Annotated in this window: 18 protein-coding genes; 6 read left to right on the forward strand and 12 right to left on the reverse strand. The window is 74.8% G+C overall.

Features of this window, described 5'->3' with window-relative positions; translation table 11 throughout:
• From ACI79K_RS17140 to ACI79K_RS17175, 8 genes are all read right to left on the reverse strand, one after another.
• Positions 1 to 1,861, reverse strand: a 1,861-nt coding sequence (locus tag ACI79K_RS17140; protein WP_456600290.1) for a reprolysin-like metallopeptidase, incomplete at its 3' end; no start/stop codon positions are given.
• 129 nt (positions 1,862 to 1,990) lie between these two features.
• On the reverse strand, positions 1,991 to 3,739 hold the full coding sequence (locus ACI79K_RS17145; protein ID WP_456590640.1) for a reprolysin-like metallopeptidase: 1,749 nt from the start codon (positions 3,737 to 3,739) through the stop codon (positions 1,991 to 1,993).
• A 108-nt stretch (positions 3,740 to 3,847) separates the two neighbouring features.
• The gene (locus ACI79K_RS17150; RefSeq protein ID WP_456600291.1) at positions 3,848 to 5,251 is read right to left on the reverse strand and encodes an NAD(P)H-quinone dehydrogenase; all 1,404 of its coding nucleotides are present in this window, start codon (positions 5,249 to 5,251) and stop codon (positions 3,848 to 3,850) included.
• A 592-nt stretch (positions 5,252 to 5,843) separates the two neighbouring features.
• On the reverse strand, positions 5,844 to 6,830 hold the full coding sequence (meaB, locus tag ACI79K_RS17155) for a methylmalonyl Co-A mutase-associated GTPase MeaB (RefSeq protein ID WP_456590642.1): 987 nt from the start codon (positions 6,828 to 6,830) through the stop codon (positions 5,844 to 5,846).
• Positions 6,830 to 9,037, reverse strand: a complete 2,208-nt coding sequence (scpA, locus tag ACI79K_RS17160; protein WP_456600292.1) for a methylmalonyl-CoA mutase — start codon at positions 9,035 to 9,037, stop codon at positions 6,830 to 6,832. The genes meaB and scpA overlap by 1 nt, the downstream gene beginning before the upstream one ends.
• Positions 9,034 to 10,983, reverse strand: coding sequence for a methylmalonyl-CoA mutase subunit beta (locus tag ACI79K_RS17165; RefSeq protein ID WP_456600293.1), 1,950 nt, complete (start codon positions 10,981 to 10,983; stop codon positions 9,034 to 9,036). Before ACI79K_RS17165 ends, scpA begins: the two co-directional genes overlap by 4 nt.
• On the reverse strand, positions 10,931 to 12,274 hold the full coding sequence (locus ACI79K_RS17170) for an amidohydrolase (RefSeq protein ID WP_456590645.1): 1,344 nt from the start codon (positions 12,272 to 12,274) through the stop codon (positions 10,931 to 10,933). Before ACI79K_RS17170 ends, ACI79K_RS17165 begins: the two co-directional genes overlap by 53 nt.
• Positions 12,271 to 13,476, reverse strand: a complete 1,206-nt coding sequence (locus ACI79K_RS17175) for a glutamate--cysteine ligase (protein WP_456590646.1) — start codon at positions 13,474 to 13,476, stop codon at positions 12,271 to 12,273. The genes ACI79K_RS17170 and ACI79K_RS17175 overlap by 4 nt, the downstream gene beginning before the upstream one ends.
• Positions 13,477 to 13,610: 134 nt before the next feature.
• Here ACI79K_RS17175 and ACI79K_RS17180 point away from each other — a divergent pair, with 134 nt between their 5' ends.
• The 6 genes from ACI79K_RS17180 (at position 13,611) to ACI79K_RS17205 (ending at position 20,824) form a co-directional block, all read left to right on the forward strand.
• Entirely contained in the window at positions 13,611 to 14,420 is an 810-nt protein-coding gene (locus ACI79K_RS17180; protein ID WP_456590647.1) for a purine-nucleoside phosphorylase, read from the forward strand.
• Complete coding sequence (locus ACI79K_RS17185) at positions 14,417 to 15,235, forward strand: NAD-dependent epimerase/dehydratase family protein (RefSeq protein WP_456600294.1); 819 nt, start codon at positions 14,417 to 14,419, stop codon at positions 15,233 to 15,235. Before ACI79K_RS17180 ends, ACI79K_RS17185 begins: the two co-directional genes overlap by 4 nt.
• On the forward strand, positions 15,232 to 16,866 hold the full coding sequence (locus ACI79K_RS17190; RefSeq protein ID WP_456600295.1) for a phospho-sugar mutase: 1,635 nt from the start codon (positions 15,232 to 15,234) through the stop codon (positions 16,864 to 16,866). The genes ACI79K_RS17185 and ACI79K_RS17190 overlap by 4 nt, the downstream gene beginning before the upstream one ends.
• 76 nt (positions 16,867 to 16,942) lie before the next feature.
• Positions 16,943 to 17,470 carry a DedA family protein gene (locus ACI79K_RS17195; protein ID WP_456600314.1) on the forward strand — a complete coding sequence of 176 codons (528 nt, stop codon included), beginning with the start codon at positions 16,943 to 16,945 and terminating at the stop codon, positions 17,468 to 17,470.
• Positions 17,471 to 17,660: 190 nt separating this feature from the next.
• Positions 17,661 to 18,503 (forward strand): twin-arginine translocase subunit TatC, encoded by an 843-nt coding sequence (gene tatC, locus ACI79K_RS17200; RefSeq protein WP_456590650.1) that lies wholly within the window; start codon positions 17,661 to 17,663, stop codon positions 18,501 to 18,503.
• A 248-nt stretch (positions 18,504 to 18,751) separates the two neighbouring features.
• Positions 18,752 to 20,824 carry an acyltransferase family protein gene (locus ACI79K_RS17205; RefSeq protein ID WP_456590651.1) on the forward strand — a complete coding sequence of 691 codons (2,073 nt, stop codon included), beginning with the start codon at positions 18,752 to 18,754 and terminating at the stop codon, positions 20,822 to 20,824.
• 13 nt (positions 20,825 to 20,837) lie between these two features.
• Here the strand turns inward: ACI79K_RS17205 and ACI79K_RS17210 are convergent, their stop codons facing one another.
• The 4 genes from ACI79K_RS17210 to ACI79K_RS17225 form a co-directional block, all read right to left on the reverse strand.
• Positions 20,838 to 21,263: a DUF805 domain-containing protein gene (locus tag ACI79K_RS17210; RefSeq protein ID WP_456600296.1), complete on the reverse strand. Its 426-nt coding sequence runs from the start codon at positions 21,261 to 21,263 to the stop codon at positions 20,838 to 20,840.
• Entirely contained in the window at positions 21,260 to 22,150 is an 891-nt protein-coding gene (locus ACI79K_RS17215; protein ID WP_456600297.1) for a Gfo/Idh/MocA family protein, read from the reverse strand. The genes ACI79K_RS17210 and ACI79K_RS17215 overlap by 4 nt, the downstream gene beginning before the upstream one ends.
• 2 nt (positions 22,151 to 22,152) lie before the next feature.
• Positions 22,153 to 22,776 (reverse strand): uracil phosphoribosyltransferase, encoded by a 624-nt coding sequence (upp, locus tag ACI79K_RS17220; RefSeq protein ID WP_456590654.1) that lies wholly within the window; start codon positions 22,774 to 22,776, stop codon positions 22,153 to 22,155.
• A gap of 68 nt (positions 22,777 to 22,844) precedes the next feature.
• Positions 22,845 to 24,356: a DUF222 domain-containing protein gene (locus tag ACI79K_RS17225; protein WP_456600298.1), complete on the reverse strand. Its 1,512-nt coding sequence runs from the start codon at positions 24,354 to 24,356 to the stop codon at positions 22,845 to 22,847.
• Positions 24,357 to 24,479: the final 123 nt, after the last annotated feature.

The raw sequence follows: 24,479 nt of genomic DNA on the forward strand, positions 1-24,479 counted from the left end.
ACGGCGTCCAGTAGATCGACCCACCCTGGAAGTGCTGCAGACACCCACCGTCGCGCAGCCCACAGCGGGCATCGGCCACCGGATAGCCGTAGTACCCCAGCTCCCAGCCCAGCTGCCCCCACCGCGTACGGATGTCACCGTCGATCGCCCGGGCACCGGCGAACGGCGTCCAGTAGATCGACCCACCCTGGAAGTGCTGCAGACACCCACCGTCGCGCAGCCCACAGCGGGCATCGGCCACCGGATAGCCGTAGCGCCCCAGCTCCCAGCCCAGCTGCCCCCACCGCGTACGGATGTCACCGTCGATCGCCCGGGCACCGGCGAACGGCGTCCAGTAGATCGACCCACCCTGGAAGTGCTGCAGACAGCCGCCGTCGCGCAGCCCGCAGCGCACGGCGCTGGTCGGCTCGCCGAGCCGGCCGGCCGACCCGCCGAGCGACTGGTGCTTGGTCGTGATGGGCCCCTCGCCGACCGGTCCGTCGGCGGCCGTCCAGACGGTGACCGTCGCGCCCGAGTCCGTGGCCTCCGTCAGGCCGACAGTGAAGCCGCCGCCCAGCGTGATCGATCCGCCGGGCGTCAGCACCGTCTGCTGGTCCTGGTCCCACGAGGACTGCGCCGTCGGCGTGGCGTCCAGCAACAGCGAGGTGTCGCTGGTCGGCCCTGGTCCGTCGACGCGGACCAGGACCCCGGGGCGGAGGTCGAAGTTCGCCGCGGGGTCGGCGAGCCAGGCGTCCCGCCCGACCGCGGCGCGGTACTCGACCCAGTAGCGGCCGCTCCCGGTGTCCAGCGCCAGCACCCGGAGTCCGCTGCGGCCGCCCATCGGGGTGAGCGTGAACGTGCCGCCGCTGCCGGAGGCGGGCACCACCTGCGCGGCCGACGACGGCAGGAACCTCAACCGTGCGGCGTGCGGGGCGTTGAGGCTGCCCACCTGGTGCCACGAGGCGCCCATGACGTCGTACAGGTCGTGGTAGGCGACCGTGCGGCAGGGGGCTGCCTCGGGGGTCGCGTCGCACTGGCGCGCCGACGCGTGGCCGAGGCCGAAGTTGTGCCCGAGCTCGTGGGCCATCACCGACGTCGCCGTGTCCTGCACGTACGCGTATCCACCCGAGCCCAGGCCCGAGCCCACCGTGCCGAGACCGTAGGAGCAGTTCGCCGTGCCGCGTGGGACGTAGAGCAGGAGGTGCTTCCCGGCACCGGTGGTCCAGCCGATCGCTGCGGCCGCCTGCCTCCACATGTCCAGCGGCGCGCTGCAGCCCGCCGTCGTGCTGATCCAGTCGCGGCTGCCGGTCACCGCGACGGTGACGGCGCCGTTGCTCTGCTCGTGCCAGAACTGCCGCACCGGTCCGTCGACGGCGGCGACGACGTCGGCCAGCTGCCGGCTGTCCCGCGGCGCGCCCGCCGGCTGGACCATCACGACGGTGACCGCATGGGTGGGCACGACCGTCTCCGCAGGGGCGGTGGCGGCGGCCAGCACCTCGGTCCCGACGACCTCGCGAGCGGGTTCCAGCCCGTGCTCCACGGTCGCCTCGTCGGCGATGTGCTCCCCCACCGTGACCGCGACGGTCGTCCCCACGTCGAGGTGGGCCAGGTCCCCGGTGGGGACGCGGACCGATCCGCCGTCCGGCACCTCGATCCAGCTCAGCAGCCCGTCCTCGCCGTACTCGGCGTGCGGATCGGTCAGCCCCGACGCCGGCTCGACGTGCTCGGGGTCCGCCCAGGCGCGGACGAGCTCGCCCACGACGGTGTCGGTGGACCCCTCCGCCGCGACGGCGGGGAGGGCCACCAGCAGCGGACCGAGGACGACGGCCGCAGCGGCCGGGGCGAGCAGCCGTGGGAACCACGAGCGGGCAGCGGAGGACAAGGCTCTCTCCTCGTCGAGGGGCAGTCGAGCTGTCATCGGCAGCCCACCCCCCGTTCTGAAGCGGGGTCGCGCTCCCGTCCCCGTCCAGGTGACCGGGTCCCGGACCGCCGGCGCGCCCCGCGACGCGGGTCAGCGACGCCGCGGGGCGCGCCGGAGGGTGCGCACGAGCAGCAGCGTCGCGGCCAGCAGCACGGCGGCGACAGCGGCGACGAGGGGCAGCGACAGCGCGGCGGGCGAATCGGAGGCGTCGGCCACCGGGTCCAGGGCGGTCGGCCGGGTCGACGAGGGGATCCGGACCTCGGGCGCCCAGAAGGCCTCCGGGGCCGGTGCGACGGCGGGCTGCGGCGCGGCCACCGGGGGCGTGCCCGCCCGCGGCGTGGTGGCGACCGCGTCCGCGGCGTCCGCGGCATCCGCGGCCTCCGCCGGCATCGTCGTCCCCTGGGGCAGGTCCGCCGCCGGCCCGGCGGCGCCGCCAGCGGGGCGGGGACCCGGCACGACGTCCAGCACCGCGCCGTCGTCGCCCACCTGCCGCACCGTGATCGTGAGGTCTCCCCCGGAGAGGGCCACGGCCGTCCCCACCGGGAGGGCGGACTGCAGGTCGCCCTCCCAACGGTCGGCCGGGCTGGGCGTCCCGTCCAGGAGCAGGGACGTGTCGGGGAACTGGCCGGCCCGCCGCACCAGCACCCCGGCGTCCAGGCGGTACACGTTGTCCCGGCCGGCCAGCCAGCGGTCCCGGCCGGTCGCGGCGCGGAACTCCACCCAGTAGCTCACGCCCTCGGCATCGACCAGCCGGAGGGCACGCGGCCCCGCTCCCCCGGCCCACGGGGCGAGCGTCACGGACGTCGCCGCGTCACCCACGGCGACGGTGCGCTGCGCCGCGGCCGGGAGGACGCCCAGCGCGGCGGCCTGGACGGCGTTGAGCGAGCCGAGCTGGGCCCAGGAGGCGCCCATGACGTCGTAGAAGTCGCGGTACCCGGCGGTGCGGCAGACCCCCTCCTCCACCGCGCCGTCGCACTGCGCCGCCGAGGAGTGGCCGAGGCCGAAGTTGTGCCCGAGCTCGTGGGCGATGACCGCGGCCCCGTTGTCGCGCACGTAGAGCCGCCCGCCGGATGCGGGGGACGCACCGACCTGGGCGAGGGCGTACGAGCATGCCGGCTGCGTTGCGGTCTCGCCGCTGAGCCGGAGCAGCAGGTGCTTGCCGGGGCCACCGACGAACCCGACCTTCCGGGCGACCTCGTCCCAGAGCGCCTCCGGGTTCGCGCAGCCGGCGGTCGTGCTCAGCCAGTCGTGCCGAGCGGTGACGCCGAGGGTCACGGCGCCACCGGTCTGCTCGGCCCAGAAGCGGGACACCGGTCCGTCGACCGTCGTGACGACGTCGCGGAGCCGTGTCCCGTCGGGCGTGGTCCCGGCCGGCGCCACCAGCACGACCGTGACCTCGTTGGTCAGGCCGCCCCGCGGCGCGGGCAGCGGTTCGGGCGCCGTCGCCGGGGGCGGGGCGAGGACGTCGCTCTCCAGCACGGTGCGGGCGGGCTCGTGGCCGTCCGCGCTGGCCTGGTCCTCGACCGCGCCCCCCACGGTGAGCGCCACGGTGGCGCCCGCCGGCACCCCGGCGACCTGGTCGGCGGGGACGCGGACCGCGCCCTGGGCGGTGGCGACCCAGCTCAGCCGCGTGCCGTCGTCGGCCCCCCCGCCGTGGTGGCCCTCCTGGCCCTCCGCCCACACGTGCACGAGCTCACCGACGAGGGTGGTCGTGCCGCTGTCGGCAGCGGCGACGGCCGGCGCGGCCACGGCGCCGAGGGCGGCGACGAGCAGGGCGCCGGCCAGCCCGAGGAGGCGGGAGGAGCGGCGGCCGCGGCGGAGGTCGTGGTCAGGAGACATCGACTCCTGAATCGGCGGCCGCGCGCCGGATCGGCACGGATCGCCGGATGTTGAGCCGAACTCCCGCCACACCCGCCGCAGGTGCCCCGGGTCCCCCAGGGCACCGGCTCAGGCCAGGTCGTCGGCCCCCATGAGACGGCGCCCGGCCTCGGTGATGGAACCCGACAGCGACGGGTAGATCGCGAAGGTCTGCGCGAGGTCGTCGACGGTGAGCCCCTTGGTCACGGCCAGGGCGATCGGCAGGACGAGCTCCGATGCCCCCGGCGAGACGACGACCCCGCCGACGATCACCCCGGTGGAACGCCGGGCGAACAGCTTCACGAAGCCGTCGTGCAGGTCGCTCATCTTGGCCCGCGCGTTGGTCGCCAGCGGCAGCCGCACCGCCTCGACGTCGGCGTTCTCGGCGAGCGACTTCTCCTGCACGCCGACGGTAGCGATCTCGGGGTGGGTGAAGACGTTGGCGGCCACCGTCTTGAGCTTGATCGGCGCCACGGCCTCGCCCAGCGCGTGCCACATCGCGATCCGGCCCTGCATGGCGGCCACGGAGGCCAGCTGGAAGACGCCGGTGACGTCACCGGCGGCGTAGATGCCCGGTACCGAGGTGCGGGAGACCCGGTCGACGACGACGTGCCCGGCCTCGGTCACCTGCACGCCGGCCCGCTCGAGCCCGAGGCCGGCGGTGTTGGGCACGGTGCCGACGGTCATGAGCGCGTGCGAGGCCTCGACGCAGCGCCCGTCGGTGAGCTCGACGGCGATGCCCTTCTCGGTGCGCCGCACGCCGGCGGCCCGGCCGCGCTCGAGGCGGCCGCCGCGGGACTGGAAGACCTGCTCGAGCACCTCGGCGGCGTCGGAGTCCTCCCCCGGGAGCACCCGGTCGCGGGAGGAGACGAGGGTCACCGGCACGCCGGCCTCCAGGTAGCCAGAGGCGAACTCGGCCCCGGTGACGCCCGACCCGACGACGACCAGGTGCTCCGGCGGCTCCTGGAGGTCGTAGACGTCGCGCCAGTCCAGGATCCGCTCGCCGTCGGGCTCCGCACCGGGCAGCACCCGAGGGTCGGCGCCGGTGGCGATGAGGACCACGTCGCCCTCGACCGTGTCCACGACCCTGCCGTTCCGGTCGAGGACCTCGACCTCGTGGGCGGCCAGACCGGGTTCGTCATCGGCGAGCCGGCCCTGCCCGGCGACGATCCGGACGCCTTCGGCCTCGAGCCGGGCGTGGATGTCGGCCGACTGGGCCATCGACAGGTTCTTCACCCGCTGGTTGGCCGCGGGCAGGTCCAGGCTCACGGTGGCGAGCTCCGCGCCGTGCACGCCGAGGACGGCGGAGTCGCGCACCGACGTCATGGCGCCGGCTGCCGCGATGAGGGCCTTGGAGGGCACGCAGTCGGTGAGCACGCTGGCCCCGCCGATGCCGTCGCGCTCGATCACGGTGACCTGCGCGCCGAGCTGCGCGGCAACCAGCGCAGCCTCGTAGCCGGCCGGGCCACCACCGATGATGACGATGCGGGTCATGGGTCCATCTTCCGTTGCCGGTCGGTCCGTCGCCGCCATTGTCCCCGGTGCGGCCCGGCTCGGCGTCACCGCCCGCTCCCGGCCGGGCGGATCGGCTGGTTAGGCGCGTCCGGATGGACCTCTACGCCGCCTACGGGTCGAACATGGAGCCGGCCCAGATGCTGCGCCGGTACCGTCGTCCCCGCACACCGGCACCGGCTGGATCCGCGGCTGGCGGCTGACGTTCGGCGGCGAAGAGCTGGGCTGGGAGGGTGCCCTGGGAACCCTGGTGCCCGCGGACGACGGCCCGGGCGAGGAGACGGCCGGCGTGTTCGTCGCCCTCTACGACCTGACCGAGGCCGACGAGAGGGCGCTCGACGCCTGGGAGGGCGCCGACTCGGGCCTCTACCGCCGGGGGCACACCTCGATGGCGATGTCGTCGCCTACGTCTACGTGCTCGACGCGTTCGAGGGCGGGCTGCCTTCGGCGCGCCGCCTGGGGCGATCGCCGACGCGGCGGAGGCCACCGGCGCACCCGACGACTACGTCCGCGAGCTGCGCGCCCGCGAGTGCCGTTCCATCTTCTGACCCGCCCGCTCCGCCGGGCCGCCTGCTCAGGCGGTGCGGAAGGTGTCCAGGATCCGCCGCGCGGCCAGGGCCGGGGTGAGCTCGCCGGCGAGCACCGCCCGCTCCAGGTCGGGGACGGCGGCGCGCACGCCGGGGTGGGCCCGGAGCGAGTGCTCCAGCCCGTCGCGCACCAGCTGCCAGGTCCAGCGGACCTGCTGGGCCCGCCGGCGCGCGTCGAACTCCCCCGAGACCTTGGCCCGCTCCTGGTGCTCGACCAGCTTGGCCCACACCTCGTCGAGCCCCTCGCCGGTGAGGCCGGCGCAGGTGAGCACCGGCACGTCCCAGCCGGAGCCGCGCCCGCGCAGCAGCCGGATGGCCTGCGACAGCTCGCGCGCGGCCTTCCGGGCGTCGGCCGCCGCCGGTCCGTCGGCCTTGTTGACGGCGATGACGTCGGCGATCTCGAGGATGCCCCGCTTGATGCCCTGCAACTGGTCGCCGGTGCGCGCGATGGTCAGGAAGAGGAACGAGTCGACCATCTCGGCGACGGTGATCTCCGACTGCCCGACACCGACGGTCTCCACCAGGACGACGTCGTAGCCCGCCGCCTCGACGACGACCATCGACTCGCGGGTGGCCTGCGCGACCCCGCCGAGCGTGCCGGAGGTGGGCGAGGGCCGGATGAACGCGTGCTCGTCCACCGCCAGCCGGGCCATGCGGGTCTTGTCGCCCAGGATCGAGCCGCCCGAGCGGGCCGACGACGGGTCGACGGCGAGCACGGCGACCTTCGACCCGCCGGCCGTGAGGTCCACCCCGAGCTGGTCGATGAAGGTCGACTTGCCCACGCCGGGCACGCCGCTGATGCCCACGCGGCGCGCTCCCCCGGCGTGCGGCAGCAGCTCGACGAGCAGCTCCTGCGCCTTCTCCCGGTGGTCGGCCCGCCGGCTCTCGACCAGGGTGATGGCGCGCGCCACCACCCGGCGGTCCCCGGCCAGCACCCCCTCGACGAGGGCCGGGACGTCGACCTCTCTCGCCATCAGTGGCCGAGACGCGAGGACAGCGTCCGCAGCAGCTCCTGCGCCGCCTCGGCGATGACCGTGCCGGGCGGGAAGACCGCGGCGGCGCCCATCTCCCGGAGCGCCGGCACGTCGTCGGGCGGGATGACCCCGCCCACGACGATCAGCACGTCGTCCGCGCCGAGCGCGGCCAACGCGTCGCGCAGCGCGGGCACCAGCGTGAGGTGACCGGCGGCCAGCGACGAGACGCCGACGACGTGGACGTCGGCCTCCACCGCCTGCCGGGCGACCTCGTCGGGGGTCTGGAACAGCGGGCCGACGTCGACGTCGAAGCCGAGGTCGGCGAAGGCGGTCGCGATGACCTTCTGCCCGCGGTCGTGCCCGTCCTGGCCCATCTTCGCCACCAGGATGCGCGGCCGGCGGCCCTCGGCCTCGGCGAACTCCTCGGCCAGCCGGCGCGTCTCCTCCATGGGCCCGGATGCTCCTGCCTCGTCGCGGTAGACGCCGGAGATGGTGCGCACCTGGCCGGCGTGCCGGCCGTAGACGGCCTCCAGCGCGTCGGAGATCTCCCCGACGGTCGCCTTGGCCCGCGCGGCGTCCACGGCGAGCTTGAGCAGGTTGGTCCCGAGGTCGTTGCCCCGGCGCCCCTCGGCGGCGGCGCGGGCGGCATCGGTGAGCCGGCCCAGCGCCTCGGTCACGGCGCGGCCGTCGCGGTCGGCACGCAGCTGCTCGAGCTTGGCCTTCTGCTGGGCGAGCACGTCGGCGTTGTCGACCTTGAGGACCTCGATCGCCTCGTCGGCGTCGACCCGGTACTTGTTCACGCCAATGACCGGCTGGCGACCGGAGTCGATCCGCGCCTGGGTGCGGGCGGCGGCCTCCTCGATGCGCAGCTTCGGGATGCCGTCGTCGATGGCCTGCGCCATGCCGCCGTGCTCGGCGACCTCCTGGATGTGCGCCCAGGCGCGGCGGGCCAGGTCGTAGGTGAGCTTCTCGACGTAGGCCGAGCCGCCCCACGGGTCGACGACGCGGGTGGTCCCCGACTCCTGCTGCAGCATCAGCTGGGTGTTGCGCGCGATGCGCGCGGAAAAGTCGGTGGGCAGCGCGAGCGCCTCGTCCAGGGCGTTGGTGTGCAGCGACTGGGTGTGGCCCTGGGTCGCGGCCATCGCCTCCAGGCAGGTGCGGACGACGTTGTTGTAGACGTCCTGCGCGGTGAGCGACCAGCCCGAGGTCTGCGAGTGGGTGCGCAGCGAGAGCGACTTGGGGTTCGTCGCGCCGGCCTCCTTCACCAGCTTCGCCCACAGCAGGCGCCCGGCCCGGAGCTTCGCCACCTCCATGAAGAAGTTCATGCCGATGGCCCAGAAGAAGCTCAACCGCGGCGCGAACGCGTCGACGTCCATCCCGGCGGCCTGGCCGGCCTTCAGGTACTCCACGCCGTCGGCGAGGGTGTAGGCCAGCTCCAGATCGGCCGTCGCCCCGGCCTCCTGGATGTGGTAGCCGGAGATCGAGATGGAGTTGAACCGCGGCATCTCCTTCGAGGTGAAGGAGAAGATGTCGCTGATGATCTGCATCGAGGGCTTGGGCGGGTAGATGTAGGTGTTCCGCACCATGAACTCTTTGAGGATGTCGTTCTGGATGGTGCCGGTCAGCTGCCCCGGCGCCACGCCCTGCTCCTCGGCCGCGACGATGTAGAGCGCGAGCACCGGCAGCACGGCGCCGTTCATCGTCATCGAGACGCTCATCTTGTCCAGCGGGATGCCGTCGAACAGCTGGCGCATGTCCAGGATCGAGTCGATCGCGACGCCGGCCATGCCCACGTCACCGACCACGCGCGGGTGGTCGGAGTCGTAGCCGCGGTGGGTGGGCAGGTCGAAGGCGATCGACAGGCCCTTCTGCCCGGCGGCGAGGTTGCGCCGGTAGAACGCGTTGGACTCCGCCGCGGTGGAGAAGCCCGCGTACTGGCGGACCGTCCACGGCTGCGTCGTGTACATCGTCGGGTAGGGGCCGCGCAGGAACGGCGGCAGCCCGGGCAGGGTCTCCAGGAAGTCCAGGCCCCCCAGGTCGGCGGGGGTGTACAGCGGCGGGACGGCGATGCCCTCGGGGGTCTCCCAGGTCGCCTCCGCCACGCCGCGCCCGGTCGCCTCCTCGAAGGCCTTGGCCCAGTCGTCCGCCGAGGTGCCCGCCGACGGGGTGCCCAGCTCGACGTCGCCGAAGTCGGGGATCGCACTCATGCTCGGACCTCCAGCTGCTCGTGGACCGTCCGGAGCGCCGCGAGGGCGTCGCATCCGGCGAAGACGTACCCGTCGACGCCGTCGACGGCCAGATCGGGCTTGCCGGCCAGCCACACCTGCGTGGCGCCGGCCTGCTTGAGCTCCCCGGCCAGCGAGGCCGCGGTCTCGGCGTAGTCCTTGTCGGTGCCGCAGATGCAGGCCACGGTGGTGCCCGCCTCCGCCAGGCCCGATGCCCCGTCGGCGGCCGGCGTGGCGAGCCCACCGGCCTGGAACAGGTTCGCCGCGAACGTGGCGCGCGCGGTGTGCCGGGCGATCGGGCCGAGCGTGGCGAGGTAGACGGCGGGCCGCTCCCCACCCGCCGACGCCACCGCGTCGGCGGCGTCGCGCAGCTCCTCGAACTCCTGAGCGGCCCGCACCCGGGGCAGCCCGCCGGTGGCCGGCAGCACCTCGGCGGCCGGCCGGCGCTCGGGCAGCTTCTCGGTGAGGTTGGGGAACTCGCTGACGCCGGTGATCGCGTCCGCCCGCGTCGCCAGCCGCTTCGCGCGCGCGTCCCACGCCTGCGCGATCCGGTCACGGACGAGCCCCGAGGAGAGCGCCGCCGCCAGCCCGCCGGCCCGCTCGATCTCGGTGAACCAGGCCCAGGCCGCCCGAGCCAGCTCGTCGGTGAGCGACTCCACGTACCAGGACCCACCGGCGGGGTCGAGCACCCGGCCGAGGTGCCCCTCCTCCACGAGCAGGTTCTGCGTGTTCCGCGCGATCCGGCGGGAGAAGGCGTCGGGCAGCCCGAGCGCGGCGTCGAACGGCTGCACGGTGACGACGTCCGCGCCGCCGACCCCGGCGGCGAAGCAGGCCACGGTGGTGCGGAGCATGTTGACCCACGGGTCGCGCTTCGTCGTCATCACCGAGGAGGTGACCGCGTGCTGGCGCTGTGCGCGCGCCGCGGGCGAGGCGCCGCTGACCTCGCCGACCCGGTCCCACAGCCGCCGGGCGGCGCGGAGTGCGGCGATGGTCGTGAACTGGTCGGCCGAGGCGGCGTAGCGGAACTCGAGCTGGGCGATCGCGTCGTCGACGCCCAGCCCGCCGTCGGTCAGCGCCCGGAGGTAGGCCACCCCGGCGGCCAGCGAGCAGCCGAGCTCCTCGACCACCGAGGCGCCGGCGTCGTGGAAGACCGTGCCGTCGACGACGATCGCGCGCAGGCCGGGATGGGCCGCGGCGCGGCGGGCGACGTCGGCCAGCCCGGAGAGGTCCTGCTCCTCGCCCGAGGCGGCGTGCACCCCGAGCGGGTCGAGGCCCAGTGAGCCGCCGGGCGCGAGGTCCGTGCGGCCCTCGACGAGGTCGAGGAAGGCCGCGGCAGCGGCCGGTCCACCCTGCACGCTCACCGGTGCCAGGTCCAGGTAGACGTCGGAGAGGACGTCGCCGAGGGAGTCGACGGGAACGGCGCCCTCGCCCACGACCAGCCACAGCGAGGTGACGCCGTTCTCCAGGTCGGCGGCGATCGCCTCCCGGGTGACGGCGACGTCGGGGTGGGCGTGCCGCTGCCGGATGTCCCACCCGCCGGACGCGCCACCCTCGGCGCCGCCGGACGCGGTGACCTCGGTCGACCCGGCCGGCCCGCCGGCGGGGCGGGCTCCGCGAACGAACGGCGGCAGGCCCGGCACCCCGACGCCCGCGGGGAGGTCGCCGGCGTCTTCGGCGGTGTAGAGCGGCGCCACCGTCACACCCGGGGCCACCGGGCGGCGCAACGCGTCCTCGACCGGGTCGGGGAGGTCCTCGCGGCCGGCCTTGCGCAGCACGCCGGCGACCAGTTCGCGCCACTGCTCGCGGGTCACCGCGTCGAAGTCGCCCGCGAGCACCAGGTCGTCGGGGACCGCGTGCTCGGCCGGCACGTCGGCGTCAGCCGGTGCGCTTCCCGGACCGCTGCTGGTCTGCTGGTCGGTGGAACTCATCCTCGGGTTCCCGCCTCTCGTCCAGGGCTCGTCGGGCAGAAGTGTCTCCGGGCGCGGGTCGGCGCGTGCGAGGGGGTGCCTGGACGCCGGTCGCCGCGGGCTCGGCGTCGGCCTCCAGTGCCAGCAGCGCCGTGCGGGCGAGCAGCCGCACGCCGACGCCGAGGGCCCGCTCGTCGACGTCGAAGGTGCCCCGGTGCAGGTCGAGCGGGGCGCCGCCGCCGTGGGTGCCCAGCCGGGCCAGCGCGATCGGCATGACGTCGGCGAACCAGCCGAAGTCCTCCCCGCCCATGCTCTGCGGCGACAGGACCAGGCTGTCGGCGCCCACGGTGCCCAGCGCCGCCGTGCGCAGCAGGGCGACCGCCCGCGGGTCGTTCACCACCGGTGGCACACCGCGGATGTAGTCCACGTCGACCTGCGCGCCGGTCGTGGCGACGACCCGCTCCACCAGGGAGCGCAGCAGGTCCTCCGCGTCCTTCCAGGCCTCCCGGTCGAGCACCCGGACCGTGCCGCGGAGCGTGCCGCGCTGCGGGATGGCGTTGGCCGCGACCCCGGCGTTCACCGCGCCCCAGACCAGCGACATCCCCGCCCGGGGATCGACCTGCCGGGAGAGCAGCGAGGGCAGGTCGGTGATCAGCCGGCCGAGGGCGTCGACCAGGTCGACGGTGAGCTGCGGGCGGGCGGTGTGCCCGCCGGGCCCGGTGAGCGTGATGTCCATCCGGTCGCAGGCGGCGGTGATCGGACCCGTGCGCAGGCCGACCTTCCCGGCCGGGATCGACGGGTCGCAGTGCAGGGCGAAGGCGCGGGACGCCCCGTCGAGGACGCCGGAGGCGACGACCTCCGTGGCGCCGCCGGGCACGGTCTCCTCGGCGGGCTGGAAGACGCAGCGGACCGTGCCGGGGATGCCGTCCAGCGACGCGAGCGCGATGGCCACGCCGAGCACCACCGTGGTGTGCACGTCGTGGCCGCAGGCGTGGGCCAGCCCCTCGCGGGTGGAGGCGTACGGGACGTCCTTGAGGTCCTTCAGGGGCAGCGCGTCGATGTCGGCGCGCAGCACGACGACCGGGCCCTCGCCCGTTCCGACGTCGACGGTGAGCCCCGTGCCGGTGGGCAGCCGGCGCGGGGTGAGCCCGTGGTGGCGCAGCCGCTCCTCGAGGAAGGAGGTGGTCTCGAACTCCGCGTAGCCGAGTTCGGGGTGGGCGTGCAGGTGTCGCCGGGTGGCCGACAGCGCGGGCGCGTTGGCGGTGGTCCACTCGTCGACCGCGGCACCCAGCTTCTCCACGACGGGGGTCACGCCGCGTGCCCGTCCGCGCACTCGGCCGGCCCGGGCACCGGGCCGTCGGGGCGCCCCACCGGACCGCTCGCCGGCAGGCCGTCGCGCAGTTCGGCGAGCAGGCTGTCGACGACGGGGACCAGCTCGCCGTCGTGCTCCAGGGCCACGGCCCGCTGCCGCTGGTAGGAGGCGCCGACCTCCAGGATGCGCAGCACGTCGGCCAGCTCGGCCTCGCACTCCAGGCGCCTCGCGGTGGGCATCAGCTCCTCCACCAGCTCGGCGATGGCCTCGCGCACCGGCCGGACCGCGTACTGCTCGTCGACGACGATCTCGGCGTCCAGGCCGTACCGGGACGCCCGCCACTTGTTCTCGCGGACCACCCACTCCTCGGGGCGGGGCAGGGTGTAGCCGCGGTCGAGCTGGGTGTCGAACTGCTCGACCAGGCACTGCGCGAGCGCGGCGACGGCGCCGACCTCGTCGAGGGTCGGGAGGCCGTCGCAGATGCGCAGCTCGACGGTGCCGAAGTCGGGGTGCGGGCGGATGTCCCACCACACCTCGCGGACGCTCTCGATGCTCTTCGTGGAGATCAGCGTCTCCATGTACTCCTCGAACTCGCCCCAGCCGTCGAGCTGGAAGGGCAGCCCCGCGGTCGGCATGCCCTCGAAGACCTTGGTCCGGGCCGAGGCCAGGCCGGTGTCGCAGCCGACCCAGAACGGCGAGGACGACGACAGCGCCAGGAAGTGCGGCACGTACTGGCACAGCGCGTTGACGATCGGGATGACCTTCTCCGGGGCGCGGACGCCGACGTGCACGTGGACGCCGAAGATCTGCATGCGGCGGGCCAGCCACTGCATGCGCTCGACCAGCTGCTGGTAGCGCTCCTTGGGCGAGATCTCCTGGGACTGCCAGTCGGTGAAGGGGTGGGTGCCGGCGCACAGCACGCCCAGCCCCCGCCGGTCGGCCTGGGCGACCACCTCGGCGAGGGTGCCGGCGAGGTCGGCCTTCGCCTCGCTCACCGTGGTGCAGACGCCGGTGATGATCTCGACGGTCGACTGCAGCAGCTCGTGCTTGGCCTTGGGGTGCTCGTCGGCCCCGTCGGGACGAAGCGCCTCCAGGACCTCGTTGGCGCCGGAGGAGAGCTCACGGGTCTCCCGGTCGACGAGCTGCAGCTCCCACTCCACCCCGAGGCTGGCGCGTTCCGAGCTACGGAAAGGGATCTCCACCTCCGGAAGTCTAAGGACGCACGCGCCTCCCCACCCGGCGGCGGAGCGACGACCCCCTCCCCCCGGACCGGCCGGGGCCCTGCAGGCAGGCCGCTCCAGCACGTCGCCTGCGCCGGTTGCGTTAGCGTCCCTGCGTGAGCGAGCACCCCGCGACCGATCCCACCGCCCTGGCCGCGCAGGCAGCCGACGCCCTGACCACCGCGCTCGGGGGTCCGCACGACGTCGCCGTCGTCATGGGCTCGGGTTGGGCACCGGCGGCCGACGCGTTCGGCGAGACCGCCGGATCGGTGGCCATCGGCGACCTGCCCGGTTTCGCGGCCCCGACCGTCGTCGGGCACGGCGGCGAGATCCGCTCGGTCCGGGTGGGCGAGCGCAGGGTGCTGCTGTTCCTGGGCCGCACCCACTACTACGAGGGGCGCGGGGTGGAACCGGTCGTCCACGGTGTGCGCACCGCCGCGGCCGCGGGCGTGCGGACGATCGTCCTGACCAACGCCGCCGGCGGGCTGGCCCCCGAGCACCGGGTGGGCCAGGCGGTGGTCATCTCCGACCACCTGAACCTGACCGCCCGGTCGCCGCTGGTCGGCGCGAACTTCGTCGACCTCACCGACCTCTACTCCGGCCGGCTCCGCGCCCTGGCCCGGGAGCTGGACCCGTCACTGGTCGAGGGCGTCTACGCCCAGCTGCCCGGCCCGCACTTCGAGACGCCGGCCGAGATCCGCATGCTGCGCACCCTCGGCGCGGACCTGGTCGGCATGTCCACCGCGCTGGAGGCCATCGCCGCCCGCGCCGCGGGGGTCGAGGTGTTCGGCCTGTCGATGGTCACCAACGCCGCGGCCGGCATCACCGGCGAGGCGCTGAACCACGAGGAGGTCCTCGCGGCGGGCAAGGCCGCCGCCGGGCGGCTGGGGCAGTTCCTGGTGCAGCTCATCGAGCGGCTCCCGTGACCGGGCCGGTCCTCGTGACGGGGGCCGCCGGCCGGATCGGCACGGTCCTGCGCGGCGGGCTGCCCGAGCGCGGCTGGGCGGTGCGCAGCCTCGACGTCGTGCCGGTGCCCGAGCCGCGCCCGGGCGAGGAGCACCTCGTCGCCGACGTCACCGACCTGGCGGCGACGACCGACGCCGCCCGCGGCGCGTCGGCCGTCGTCCACCTCGCAGGCATCTCGGGCGAGTCGACGTGGGCGGCGATCGCGCACGCCAACATCGAGGGCACCTACTGCGCGCTCGAGGCGGCCCGGCAGGCCGGGGTCCAGCGCGTGGTGCTGGCCAGCAGCAACCACGCGTCCGGGTACACCGAGCGTCCGGCCGACGGCCTGCTCCGCGAGGAGGACGCGCCGCCGCGTCCGGACACGTACTACGGCGTCTCGAAGGTGGCGATGGAGGCCCTGGGCTCGCTGTACGTGGACCGCTACGGCCTCGACGTCGTCTGCCTGCGGATCGGCAGCGCCTTCGCCGAGCCGACCACGACCCGCCAGCTCTCCACCTGGCTCTCCCCCGCCGACACCGTCGCCCTGGTCGAGGCCGCGCTCACCGCGCCGTCGCCGGGGTTCCGCGTGGTGTGGGGGGTCTCCGACAACACCCGCCGCTGGTGGGACCTCTCCGCCGCGGAGGCCCTGGGCTACCGGTCCACCGACGACGCCGAGCGGTACGCCGGGGCGCTGATCGGCGCCCACGGCGAGCCCGACCCCGCCGATCCGGTGCACCACCGGGTCGGGGGCGAGTACACGACCGCCGACTTCGACGCGGAGAACTTCACGGGATGACGCAGGACCTGCTCGACACCGCACGCGCCTGGGCCGAGGCGGACCCGCACGAGGGCGACCGCGCCGAGATCACGGCGCTGGTCGACGCCGGCGACACCGCCGAGCTGGCCCGCCGCTTCGCCGGTCCGCTGACCTTCGGGACGGCGGGGCTGCGCGGACCGCTGCGCGCCGGGCCGGCCGGGATGAACGCCGCCGTCGTCACCCGTGCTGCCGCGGGGCTGGCCTCCTGGCTGACGGCGTCCGGGCACGCGGGCGGCGGCGTGGTGATCGGGTTCGACGCACGCCGCCGGTCCGACGAGTTCGCCCGCATCTCCGCCGAGGTGCTGGCCGGGGCGGGCTTCGCCGTGCAGGTCATGCCCCGCCCGCTGCCGACGCCGGTGCTGGCCTTCGCCGTCCGCCACCTGGGGTGCGCGGCCGGGATCATGGTGACCGCCAGCCACAACCCGCCCGACGACAACGGCTACAAGGTCTACCTCGGTGACGGTGCGCAGCTGGTGCCGCCGGCCGACCGGGAGATCGAGGCCGCGATCGGCGCGGTCGGACCGGCCCGCGACGTGCCCCGGTCCGACGACTGGGTGACCCTCGACGACGGCATCGAGACCGACTACGTCGACGCCGTCGCCCGGGCGGTCGACCCCGGCCGGGTGCCGGCGGAACTGCGCACGGCACTGACCGTGGCCTACACGGCGATGCACGGCGTGGGTGCGGGGACGACGCGTGCGGTGTTCGCCGCCGCGGGGCTGCCGGCGCCGGTGAGCGTGGCGGAGCAGGACGCCCCCGACCCCGCGTTCCCGACCGTCTCCTTCCCCAACCCGGAGGAGCCCGGGGCGGTGGACCTGCTGCTGGCGCTGGCCGAGCGGGTGGGCGCCGACGTGGCGATCGCCGAGGACCCCGACGCCGACCGCTGCTCGGTGGTGTGCGGCGGGCGGCAGCTGACCGGTGACGAGGTGGGTGCGCTGCTCGCCGACTGGCTGCTGCGCCGCGGCGTGCGCGGCACGTACGCGTCATCGCTGGTGAGCGGCTCGCTGATGCACGCCGTCGCCGAGGCGCACGGCGCCCCGTCGGAGGAGACGCCGACCGGGTTCAAGTGGATCATGCGGGCCGGGTCGGAGGCGGCGCCGCTGGTGTACGGGTACGAGGAGGCGCTGGGTTACTCGGTGGCGCCGTCGGTGGTGCGGGACAAGGACGGCATCTCCGCCGCGCTCGCCGTCGCTCTGCTGGCGGCGGAGCTCAAGGCCGACGGGCGGACCGTCCTGGACCGGCTGGACGAGCTGGCCACCGAGCACGGCCTGTTCGTCACCGGGCAGCTGTCGGTGCGGGTGGAGGACCTCTCGGTCATCTCCGGGGCGATGGCGCGGCTGCGCTCGGCGCCACCGGCCACCCTGCTGGGCCGGCCGGTGGAGTTCGCCGATCTCGCCGAGGGGTCGCCGCCGGTGGACGCGGTCCGGCTGCTCGGTGACGGGGTGCGGGTGATCGTGCGGCCCAGCGGCACCGAGCCGAAGCTGAAGGCCTACCTGGAGACGGTCGTCCCCGTGCACGACGACGCCGGCCTGATCGCCGCCCGCGGCCGCGGCGCCGACGAGCTGGACCAGCTGCGCGCGGAGATGTCGGCCGCCCTGGGTATCGGATGATCGACTGGCTCCTCGACGTCCCCCGCTCGCCGTCTACCTCACGCTCGGCCTCGTCGTCGGGGTCGAGAGCATCGGGATCCCGCTCCCCGGCGAGACCCTGCTGGTGGCAGCAGCGCTGCTGGCCGGGCAGGACGTCGTCTCGCCGGTCCTGGTCGCCGTGTCCGCAGCCCTCGGAGCGGCCGTCGGTGACTCGATCGGCTACCTCGTCGGACGTCGCCACGGGCACCGTCTGTTCGCCTTCCTCGCCCGCCGCTCCCCCAGGCACCTGGGGCCCGAGCGGGTGGAGTCGGCCGTGCGGCTGATGCAGCGCTACGGCGTATGGGCGGTCTTCTTCGGCCGGTTCATGGCCCTGCTGCGCATCCTGTCGGGCCCGCTGGCGGGCTCCCTGGGCATGCCCTACCGGACCTTCGCCCTGGCGAACTGGACCGGCGCATTCGTCTGGGCGGGAGTCACGACCGCAGTCGTCTACCTGCTGGGCGAGGCCGCCGAAGCCCTGCTGCGCGACTTCGCGTGGGGTGGCGCGATCCTGCTCGTCGTCCTCGCCGTCGCCCTGGTGCTGGTGGTCCGTCGCCGGAGGGCAGCCGCCGAGGACGCGCGCCCGTGACTCACCTCGCCGCCCCCGAGCGGCCGTCGCCCGGCCGTCCCGTTCAGCATCGGATCGATGCGTCACGCAACCGCCGGTCCTGCCTCCGCGACCCGGACCGGCGGGATCCGGTGAGCGCCCGTCGGCAGCCGCCGGCCGGGCTCGACGAGGGGACGGACCGGCACATGGCGGACGACACCGGGTGCATCCGGTGAGGAGCGCGACCACCCCACGCCGGGACGCCTCGGCGACGATGCCCCTGACCGCGCACCTGCGGGAGCTGCGCCGTCGCGTGGCGCTGGCGCTGGTGGCCGTGGCCATCGCCACCGCGCTGGCGTTCTGGTGGTACGAGCACGGGCTCGGCGAGCTCGTCCGCGCTCCCTACTGCGACCTCCCGCCGCAGCTGCGGTACACGGACGCATCGGGCGGGTGCGGACTGTTGGTGACCGATGTCTTCGGCGGTGCGCTCGTCCGCCTCAAGATCAGCCTCGTCGCCGGGGTCGTCCTCGCCGCGCCGGTGTGGCTGGGCCAGCTGTGGCGTTTCCTCGCCCCGGGCATGCGCCGGAACGAGAAGCGCGCGGCGGCCGGTTTCGTCGTGGCGGCGTCCACGCTGTTCGCCGTCGGGACGGTGCTGGCCTACCTGGTGCTCGAGACAGGGCTGCGATTCCTGCTCACGATGGCCGGTTCGGACGTCATCGTCGCACTGACCGCCCAGGACTACCTGCGGTACGTCACCACCCTGCTGCTGGCCTTCAGCCTCGCCCTGCAGCTACCACTGCTCGCGGTGTGCCTGAACCTGGCGGGGGCGCTGTCGCACCGTGCGATGGCCGGCGCGCGGCAGTGGATCTTCTTCCTGTCGCTGGTCTTCGCGGCGCTCGCGACGCCACCCGACCCGGTCACGATGGTGGTGCTCGCGCTGCCGATGTGCGTGCTGTTCGAGGGCGCCATCCAGTTCGCCCGGGTCGTGGACCGGCGGCGCGCGCGCCGGGCCGCGCAGGAATCGGTGGAGGACGACGAACCGTCCCGGTTGGATCCGCCGACCCGCGTTCCCTGATCCCGTCCGTCCGGGTGCCTGCGGCGGTGCTCCCCCGGTGTGCCGCGTGATGCCGGCTGCCACCCCTGCTGGGTGCGCGTGGGACGTGTGTGACCGGTCCCGAACCGGGTCCGCGCCCGCGGCCTATCGTGGGCCGGTCGTCCCTGGCCTGGCCGGGCCGACCGGCCCGCGGCATCCGCGGCGAGACCGAGCCGGACCCGCTCCGCTCCGCTCACAGAGTTGTCGACACCGGGGATCTGACGCACCACATGTCTGCACCGAGCATCCCGCTCTCCCAGGGCGGTACGTCCGCGGAGCCACGGCGGTACCGGACCGAGATCGACGGCCTGCGCGCCCTGGCGGTCTCGCTGGTCGTCGGCTACCACGTGTTCAGCGGTCGGGTGTCCGGTGGCGTCGACGTCTTCCTGGTGCTCACCGGCTTCTTCCTCGTGCACACCCTCACGAGCCAGCTCGAACGGTCCGGGACCGTGCGCCCGCTGCGGGCGGTCAGCCGCACCCTCGGCCGCCTGGTCCCCTCCGCGGCGCTCGTGCTCGCCGGGACGCTCCTGGCCAGCGCGGTGGTCATGCCCAGCACCCGGTGGCGAGAGATCGCCGGCCACCTCCTCGCCTCCGCGACGTTCACCGAGAACCGCCGCCTGGTCGCCGAGGCCGCCGACTACTCCGCCAGCAACGTGCTGGCCAGCCCGATGCAGCAGTTCTGGTCCCTGTCCATCCAGGTCCAGGTCCTGGTCGCGGTGCCGTTCCTCGCGGCGGGCGCGGTGCTGCTCCTGCGCCGGTCCCCTTGGTCCCGGCACGGCCGGCGCATCGCCGTCGCCGCTGTGGTCGTGGCCACGGGCGCCTCGCTGGCGTACTCGGTCGTCGCGACGGCCGCGGACCAGCAGGCCGCGTACTTCTCCACCCTGCCGCGGGTGTGGGAGCTGGGCGCGGGGGCGCTGGTGGCGCTCCTGCTGGCCGGGTGGCGCCCGCACCGGCACGTGGCGACCGCGCTCGGCTGGGGTGGCCTCGTGGCGCTCGTGGCGTGCGGTGCGGTGCTCGACGGGGCCCACGAGTTCCCCGGGTATCAGGCCGCGTGGCCCGTGCTGTCGGCCGTCGCGGTGATCGTCGCCGCCGACGCCGCCGGACGGGCGGGCGCGCACCGGGTCCTGTCCTCCCCCGTGGCGCGCTGGCTGGGCTCCCGGTCCTACGTCCTGTACCTGTGGCACTGGCCCATCCTGGTGCTCTACCTGGTGCACACCGGCCGCGAAGCGCCGTCGATCAAGGGGGCCGCGGCGGTGATCGCGCTGTCCCTGCTGCTCAGCGAGGCGACGTACCGGCTGGTCGAGCGGCCGGCGGGCGCACGGCTCCGGTCCTGGCGGCCCGCCGCGGCGGTGGTCGCCGTCGCCGCGGTCAGCGCTCCGCTCCTGCTGGCCGGCGCGGCCACCATCGTCTGGATGGACCGGGAGGCCGACCGCGTCGCGGCGCTGGTGGACGACCCGGCGTACCCGGGGGCGGCGGCGCTGGGCAGCAACTTCTGGGAAGCCGGTCCCATCGGGGGTGCCGACCCGTTGCCGCCGATGACGCTGATCCGCGACGACTGGCCCGGCCCTCCCGACCACGCTTCCTGCACCACGGACGTCCTCGAGAGCGAACCCGTTCCCGCCGAGATGGAGAGGTGCGTGATCGGGGACGACGACGCCTCGCGCAGGGTGGTCGCCGTCGGCGATTCGCACGTCGCGCACTGGGTCACCCCGTTGACCGCCATCGCCGAGGACCACGGGTGGCAGGTCATCTCGATGCTCCGCGGCGGCTGCAACCTCTCGACGGAGTCGGAGTTCATCCAGGAGGGCTGGACGGACTACGAGGAGTGCGCCGCCTGGCGTTCCCGGCTCACCGACCAGATCCTCTCGCTGGAGCCGGACCTGGTGATCGCCCTCGGCACCCGCACCGCCGCCGGCGAGGACAGGGAGTGGCTGCCGGAGGGCCATGTGGCCGCGTGGCAGCCGCTTCTGGAGTCGGGCATACAGGTCATCGGCCTGCGCGACAGCCCGCGGCACACCGTGGACGTCCCCGACTGCATGGCCGAATGGGGCGATACGTCGCCGAGGTGCCAGGCGCCGCGGTCACTGGTGTACGACGACGACCTGTTCGACTCACCGCCGGCGGAGCTGCCCGGGGGCGTCAGGCTGCTCGACACCAGCCCTTACTTCTGCGTCGAGGACGTGTGCCCGGCGCTGATCGGCAATGTGCGGGTGTACATGGACTCCGCGCACGTGACGGCGACCTACATGCGCACCGTCAGACCGCGGTTCGAGACCGACCTCCTGGCGCTCGTCGGCTGGTGATCGGCGGGCCGGCTCAGCCGGGGGGCGGCCCGTAGCGGTTGACGCGCGGCTCGCTGCCGAGGAAGCCGATGGTCACCAGCAGGACCAGCCAGCCGATCCCGGGCAGCAGGTGCCACAGCAGCCACCAGGCGGAGTGGTTCCGGTCGTGCAGTCGCGTGACCATCGCGGCGATGTTCGGCACGAGCAGCACCAGCGCCGAGATCGCCGTCACCGGTCCGCCCTGGTCCGGGAACGGCCAGAGCAGGTCGAACCCCCCGTCGCGGCTGATGCGCGGGTAGCTGTCCGGGAACCAGGTCGCGTCGATCGAGGTGGCGACGAGCCCGAGCACGGCGAAGACCAGGACGTAGCGCTGCCACCAGTCCCGCCGCCGGATCCGCCCGGTGGGCAGGTACCAGTCCAACGGGGTCCACGAGCGCCGCGCCGGCGGGGCGCTGGTCATCCGCGGACGGCTTGGCGGCAGCCGGAGTCCAGCGCCCGGGCGGCCGTCGCCAGCACGGCGACGACGTCCCGGCCGAACCCCACGTCGCAGGGGTGGGTGCCGCCGGCGATCGCGGCGGAGGTCAGCTCGTCGACGGCGACGGAGAACGCCTCCACCGGGGCCTCGACGTCGGGCAGGAGGACGAGCCGGCCGGCGTCCCCGTGCACGAAGAACTCGATGCCGGTCGACATGGACGCCACCGTGTGCGAGAGCGTCACGGTCGACGCCGTCCCCGACTCGTGCGTGAGCACCAGGTGGACGGTGTCCCGGAGCCCCGGGCCGGCCTGCACCGCGACGACCGGCCCCAGCGCCGGCACCAGCACCGACAGCGCGTGCGGGCCGATGTCCCACAGCGCCCCGTGCTCCTGCCGCCACGGCGAGGCCGCGAAGGGCGTGCCGGCCAGCGAGGAGAGCCAGGAGCCGGCTCCGCCGGCCAGGCGGGTGCGCGCGGCCTGGGTGAGCCAGGTGGAGGTCGCCGTCTGGAAGCGGAAGGTGAAGAAGACGACGGAGGCGACCCCGGCGGCGCGCACCGCGTCGACCACCCGGTCGGCCGCTGCCACGTCGAGCGCGATCGGCTTCTCCAGCAGCAGGTGCTTGCCCGCCTCCGCCGCGCGCACCGCGAGCGACGCCTGCACGTCCGGCGGCAGCGCGATCGCCACGGCGTCGACCTCGGCCAGCAGCGCCTCGACGTCGCCGTGGCCGGGGACCTCGAACTCCGCGCCGAGCGCCTTCGCCTTGGCGAAGTCGCGGCCCCACACGCCCACCAGCTCGGCCGACGGGTGGCCGGCGAGGGCGGTCGCGTGCACGGCACGCGCCCAGTGACCGGTGCCGAGGATTCCGAAGCGCACGGTCAGACCGCGCCGAACTGGCGGTCGCCGGCGTCACCCAGGCCGGGCACGATGTAGGCCTTGTCGTTGAGCCCCTCGTCGATGCTGGCGGTGAAGACGCGCAGCGGCAGCCCGCTCTCCTCCAGCCGGCGGATGCCGTCCGGAGCGGCGAGCGCGCACAGCACCGTGATCGAGGTCGTGCCGCGCGCGGTGAGCAGCTGGCAGCAGTGCACGAGGGATCCGCCGGTGGCCAGCATCGGGTCGAGGACGAAGACGTCGCGGCCGACGAGCGACTCCGGCAGCGAGGCCATGTAGGCCTCCGGCTGGAAGGTCTCCTCGTTGCGCGCGAGCCCGACGAAGCCCATCTGCGACTCCGGCAGCATCCCGTGCGCGGTGTCGGCCATGCCGAGGCCCGCCCGCAGCACCGGGACGATGAGCGGCGGCGCGGCCAGCCGGTAGCCGGTCGTCGTGGTGACGGGGGTGGTGATCGGCTCCTCGGCCACCGCGAGGTCGCGGGTGGCCTCGTAGACCAGCATCTGCGTGAGCTCGCGCAGGGCGGCGCGGAACATGGCGTTGTCCGTGCGCTCGTCCCGCATCCGGGAGAGGCGGGCACGGGCGAGCGGGTGGTCGACGACGGTGAGCTGCACGCCGGACACCGTATCGGCACCCGGCGCTGCGTTCGCCCGGTCACTGGGGGCGCCTTCCGACCTGGCGCTCAGGCGGCCACCAACGGGTTGCCACGGGCCTCGGCGGCCAAGCGACGCCGCAGGTCCCGGTTCCCCATCAGGACACCCACGGCCCAGGCCATGTCCATGCGCTCGCCCCCCGCGCGCATCGCGTCGGGCAGCGGCGGCTTCCCGTCCGGGAACAACGGGTCCGCCGACGCACCGGGGGCACCGGCCGCCGGTCGCGGGGACGGCCGAGGCTCCGGGCGGCGGGCGGCCAGCTCGTCGACCGGCTGCACGCCGACGAAGGCCGCCTCGGCGGGGACCTCGGGGCTCCCGGCCAGACCCGCCAGACCATGGGTGAAGGCGGCGTCCGCGGCGCCCCACACCCGCCGCCCGTCGGGGGCGAGCGCGACCAACCGGCCGTCGCGCCGGGTCAGCACCAGGTCCAGCTCGTGCACCGATCCGTGGTCGACGTCGCAGAGCAGCACCAGGTTGTCGAGGTCCGTCCCACCACCGAACAGCCAGTGCCGCATGTGGTGGGCGTGCAGCCGTTCGATCCGCGTCTCGGTGCACCCCGGCCGGGCGCAGCCCCCATCCCGGCGCAGCAGCGCACGCCGCTGCGCGCGGGTGGCCAGCCGGCGCTTGCGGCCCACGCCGAGGACCTCCCGCCCGCACTCCAGCATGGTCACGACGGTCGCCTCGCAGAGCATCCGCCGGACCTCGGTCGCGTGCAGCGCCGGGCCGCCATCGAGGTAGGCCTGCCCGGCGGCAGCGTCGTCGGCGAGGACGGCGGCGTCGACGTGCACCACGACCTCGCGCCGGGGTGGGTCACCCGGCCGCCGGTCGGCGTGGTGGGCGGCTCCGGCGAGCCGGGCGACCGCCGTGCAGCGCCGGGCCCCCGTCCGCTCGCGGGCGCACGCGATCTCCTCTCGTTCCAGGTCCTCGTCCCGCTCCAGGCCTCCGGCCACGCCCGCTTCCCGCTCCGCGGCTGCCCGCTTCGCCGCGGCGCGGTCCCGACGGGCTTCGCGTTCGGCCAGCGAGTCGACCGCCGCGAGGAAGTCCGCACCTTCCTCGGGCGCAAGGCGCATCCGTACGACGAGCATGCCGTCGTCGTCCCACCAGTGCTGGAACTGCCGCTTCAGTGCGATGGTCCCCTCGTCGGCGCGGTCCGCCCGCCGCCACGAGCGGACCAGGCGTTCCACCTGCGAGGCCGTGGCCTCGAGCGCCCTCTCCAGCAGCTCCCGCTCGGTGTCGGGCTCCGCGACGCGGGTCAACGCCCGGACCTTGGAGTAGGACAACCGCCCCTCGGCGAAGGCGGCGGAGATCAACGGCAGCGCACCGAGACCCCGGGCGACCCGGACGTGCTCCCGGGCCGTGCCCGGGGCCATGCCGCACTGCCAGGCCAGCCAGTGGGCGCACGACAGGATCCCGACCGCGCGCCAGCCCTCCCGCCGATCGAACTCGGCCACGAGCCGCAGCCACGCGGCGGTGGCGGCGGCCAGCCGCACCGCGCCGGACGCGATCTCGCGTGCCAGTTCCGGCACGGACTTCTCCACCACGACGCCTCCTTCGAACGTGTGATCGAAGCGTAGGAGCGGGGGGTGACATCTCCGGCCCAGCAGGCACGTTCCCGCGCGGGAGCGCCCGACGGACGGGGCGCCACCCCCAGCAAGGGGGACGTT

It is taken from the genome of Blastococcus sp. SYSU DS0616, from assembly GCF_054051015.1.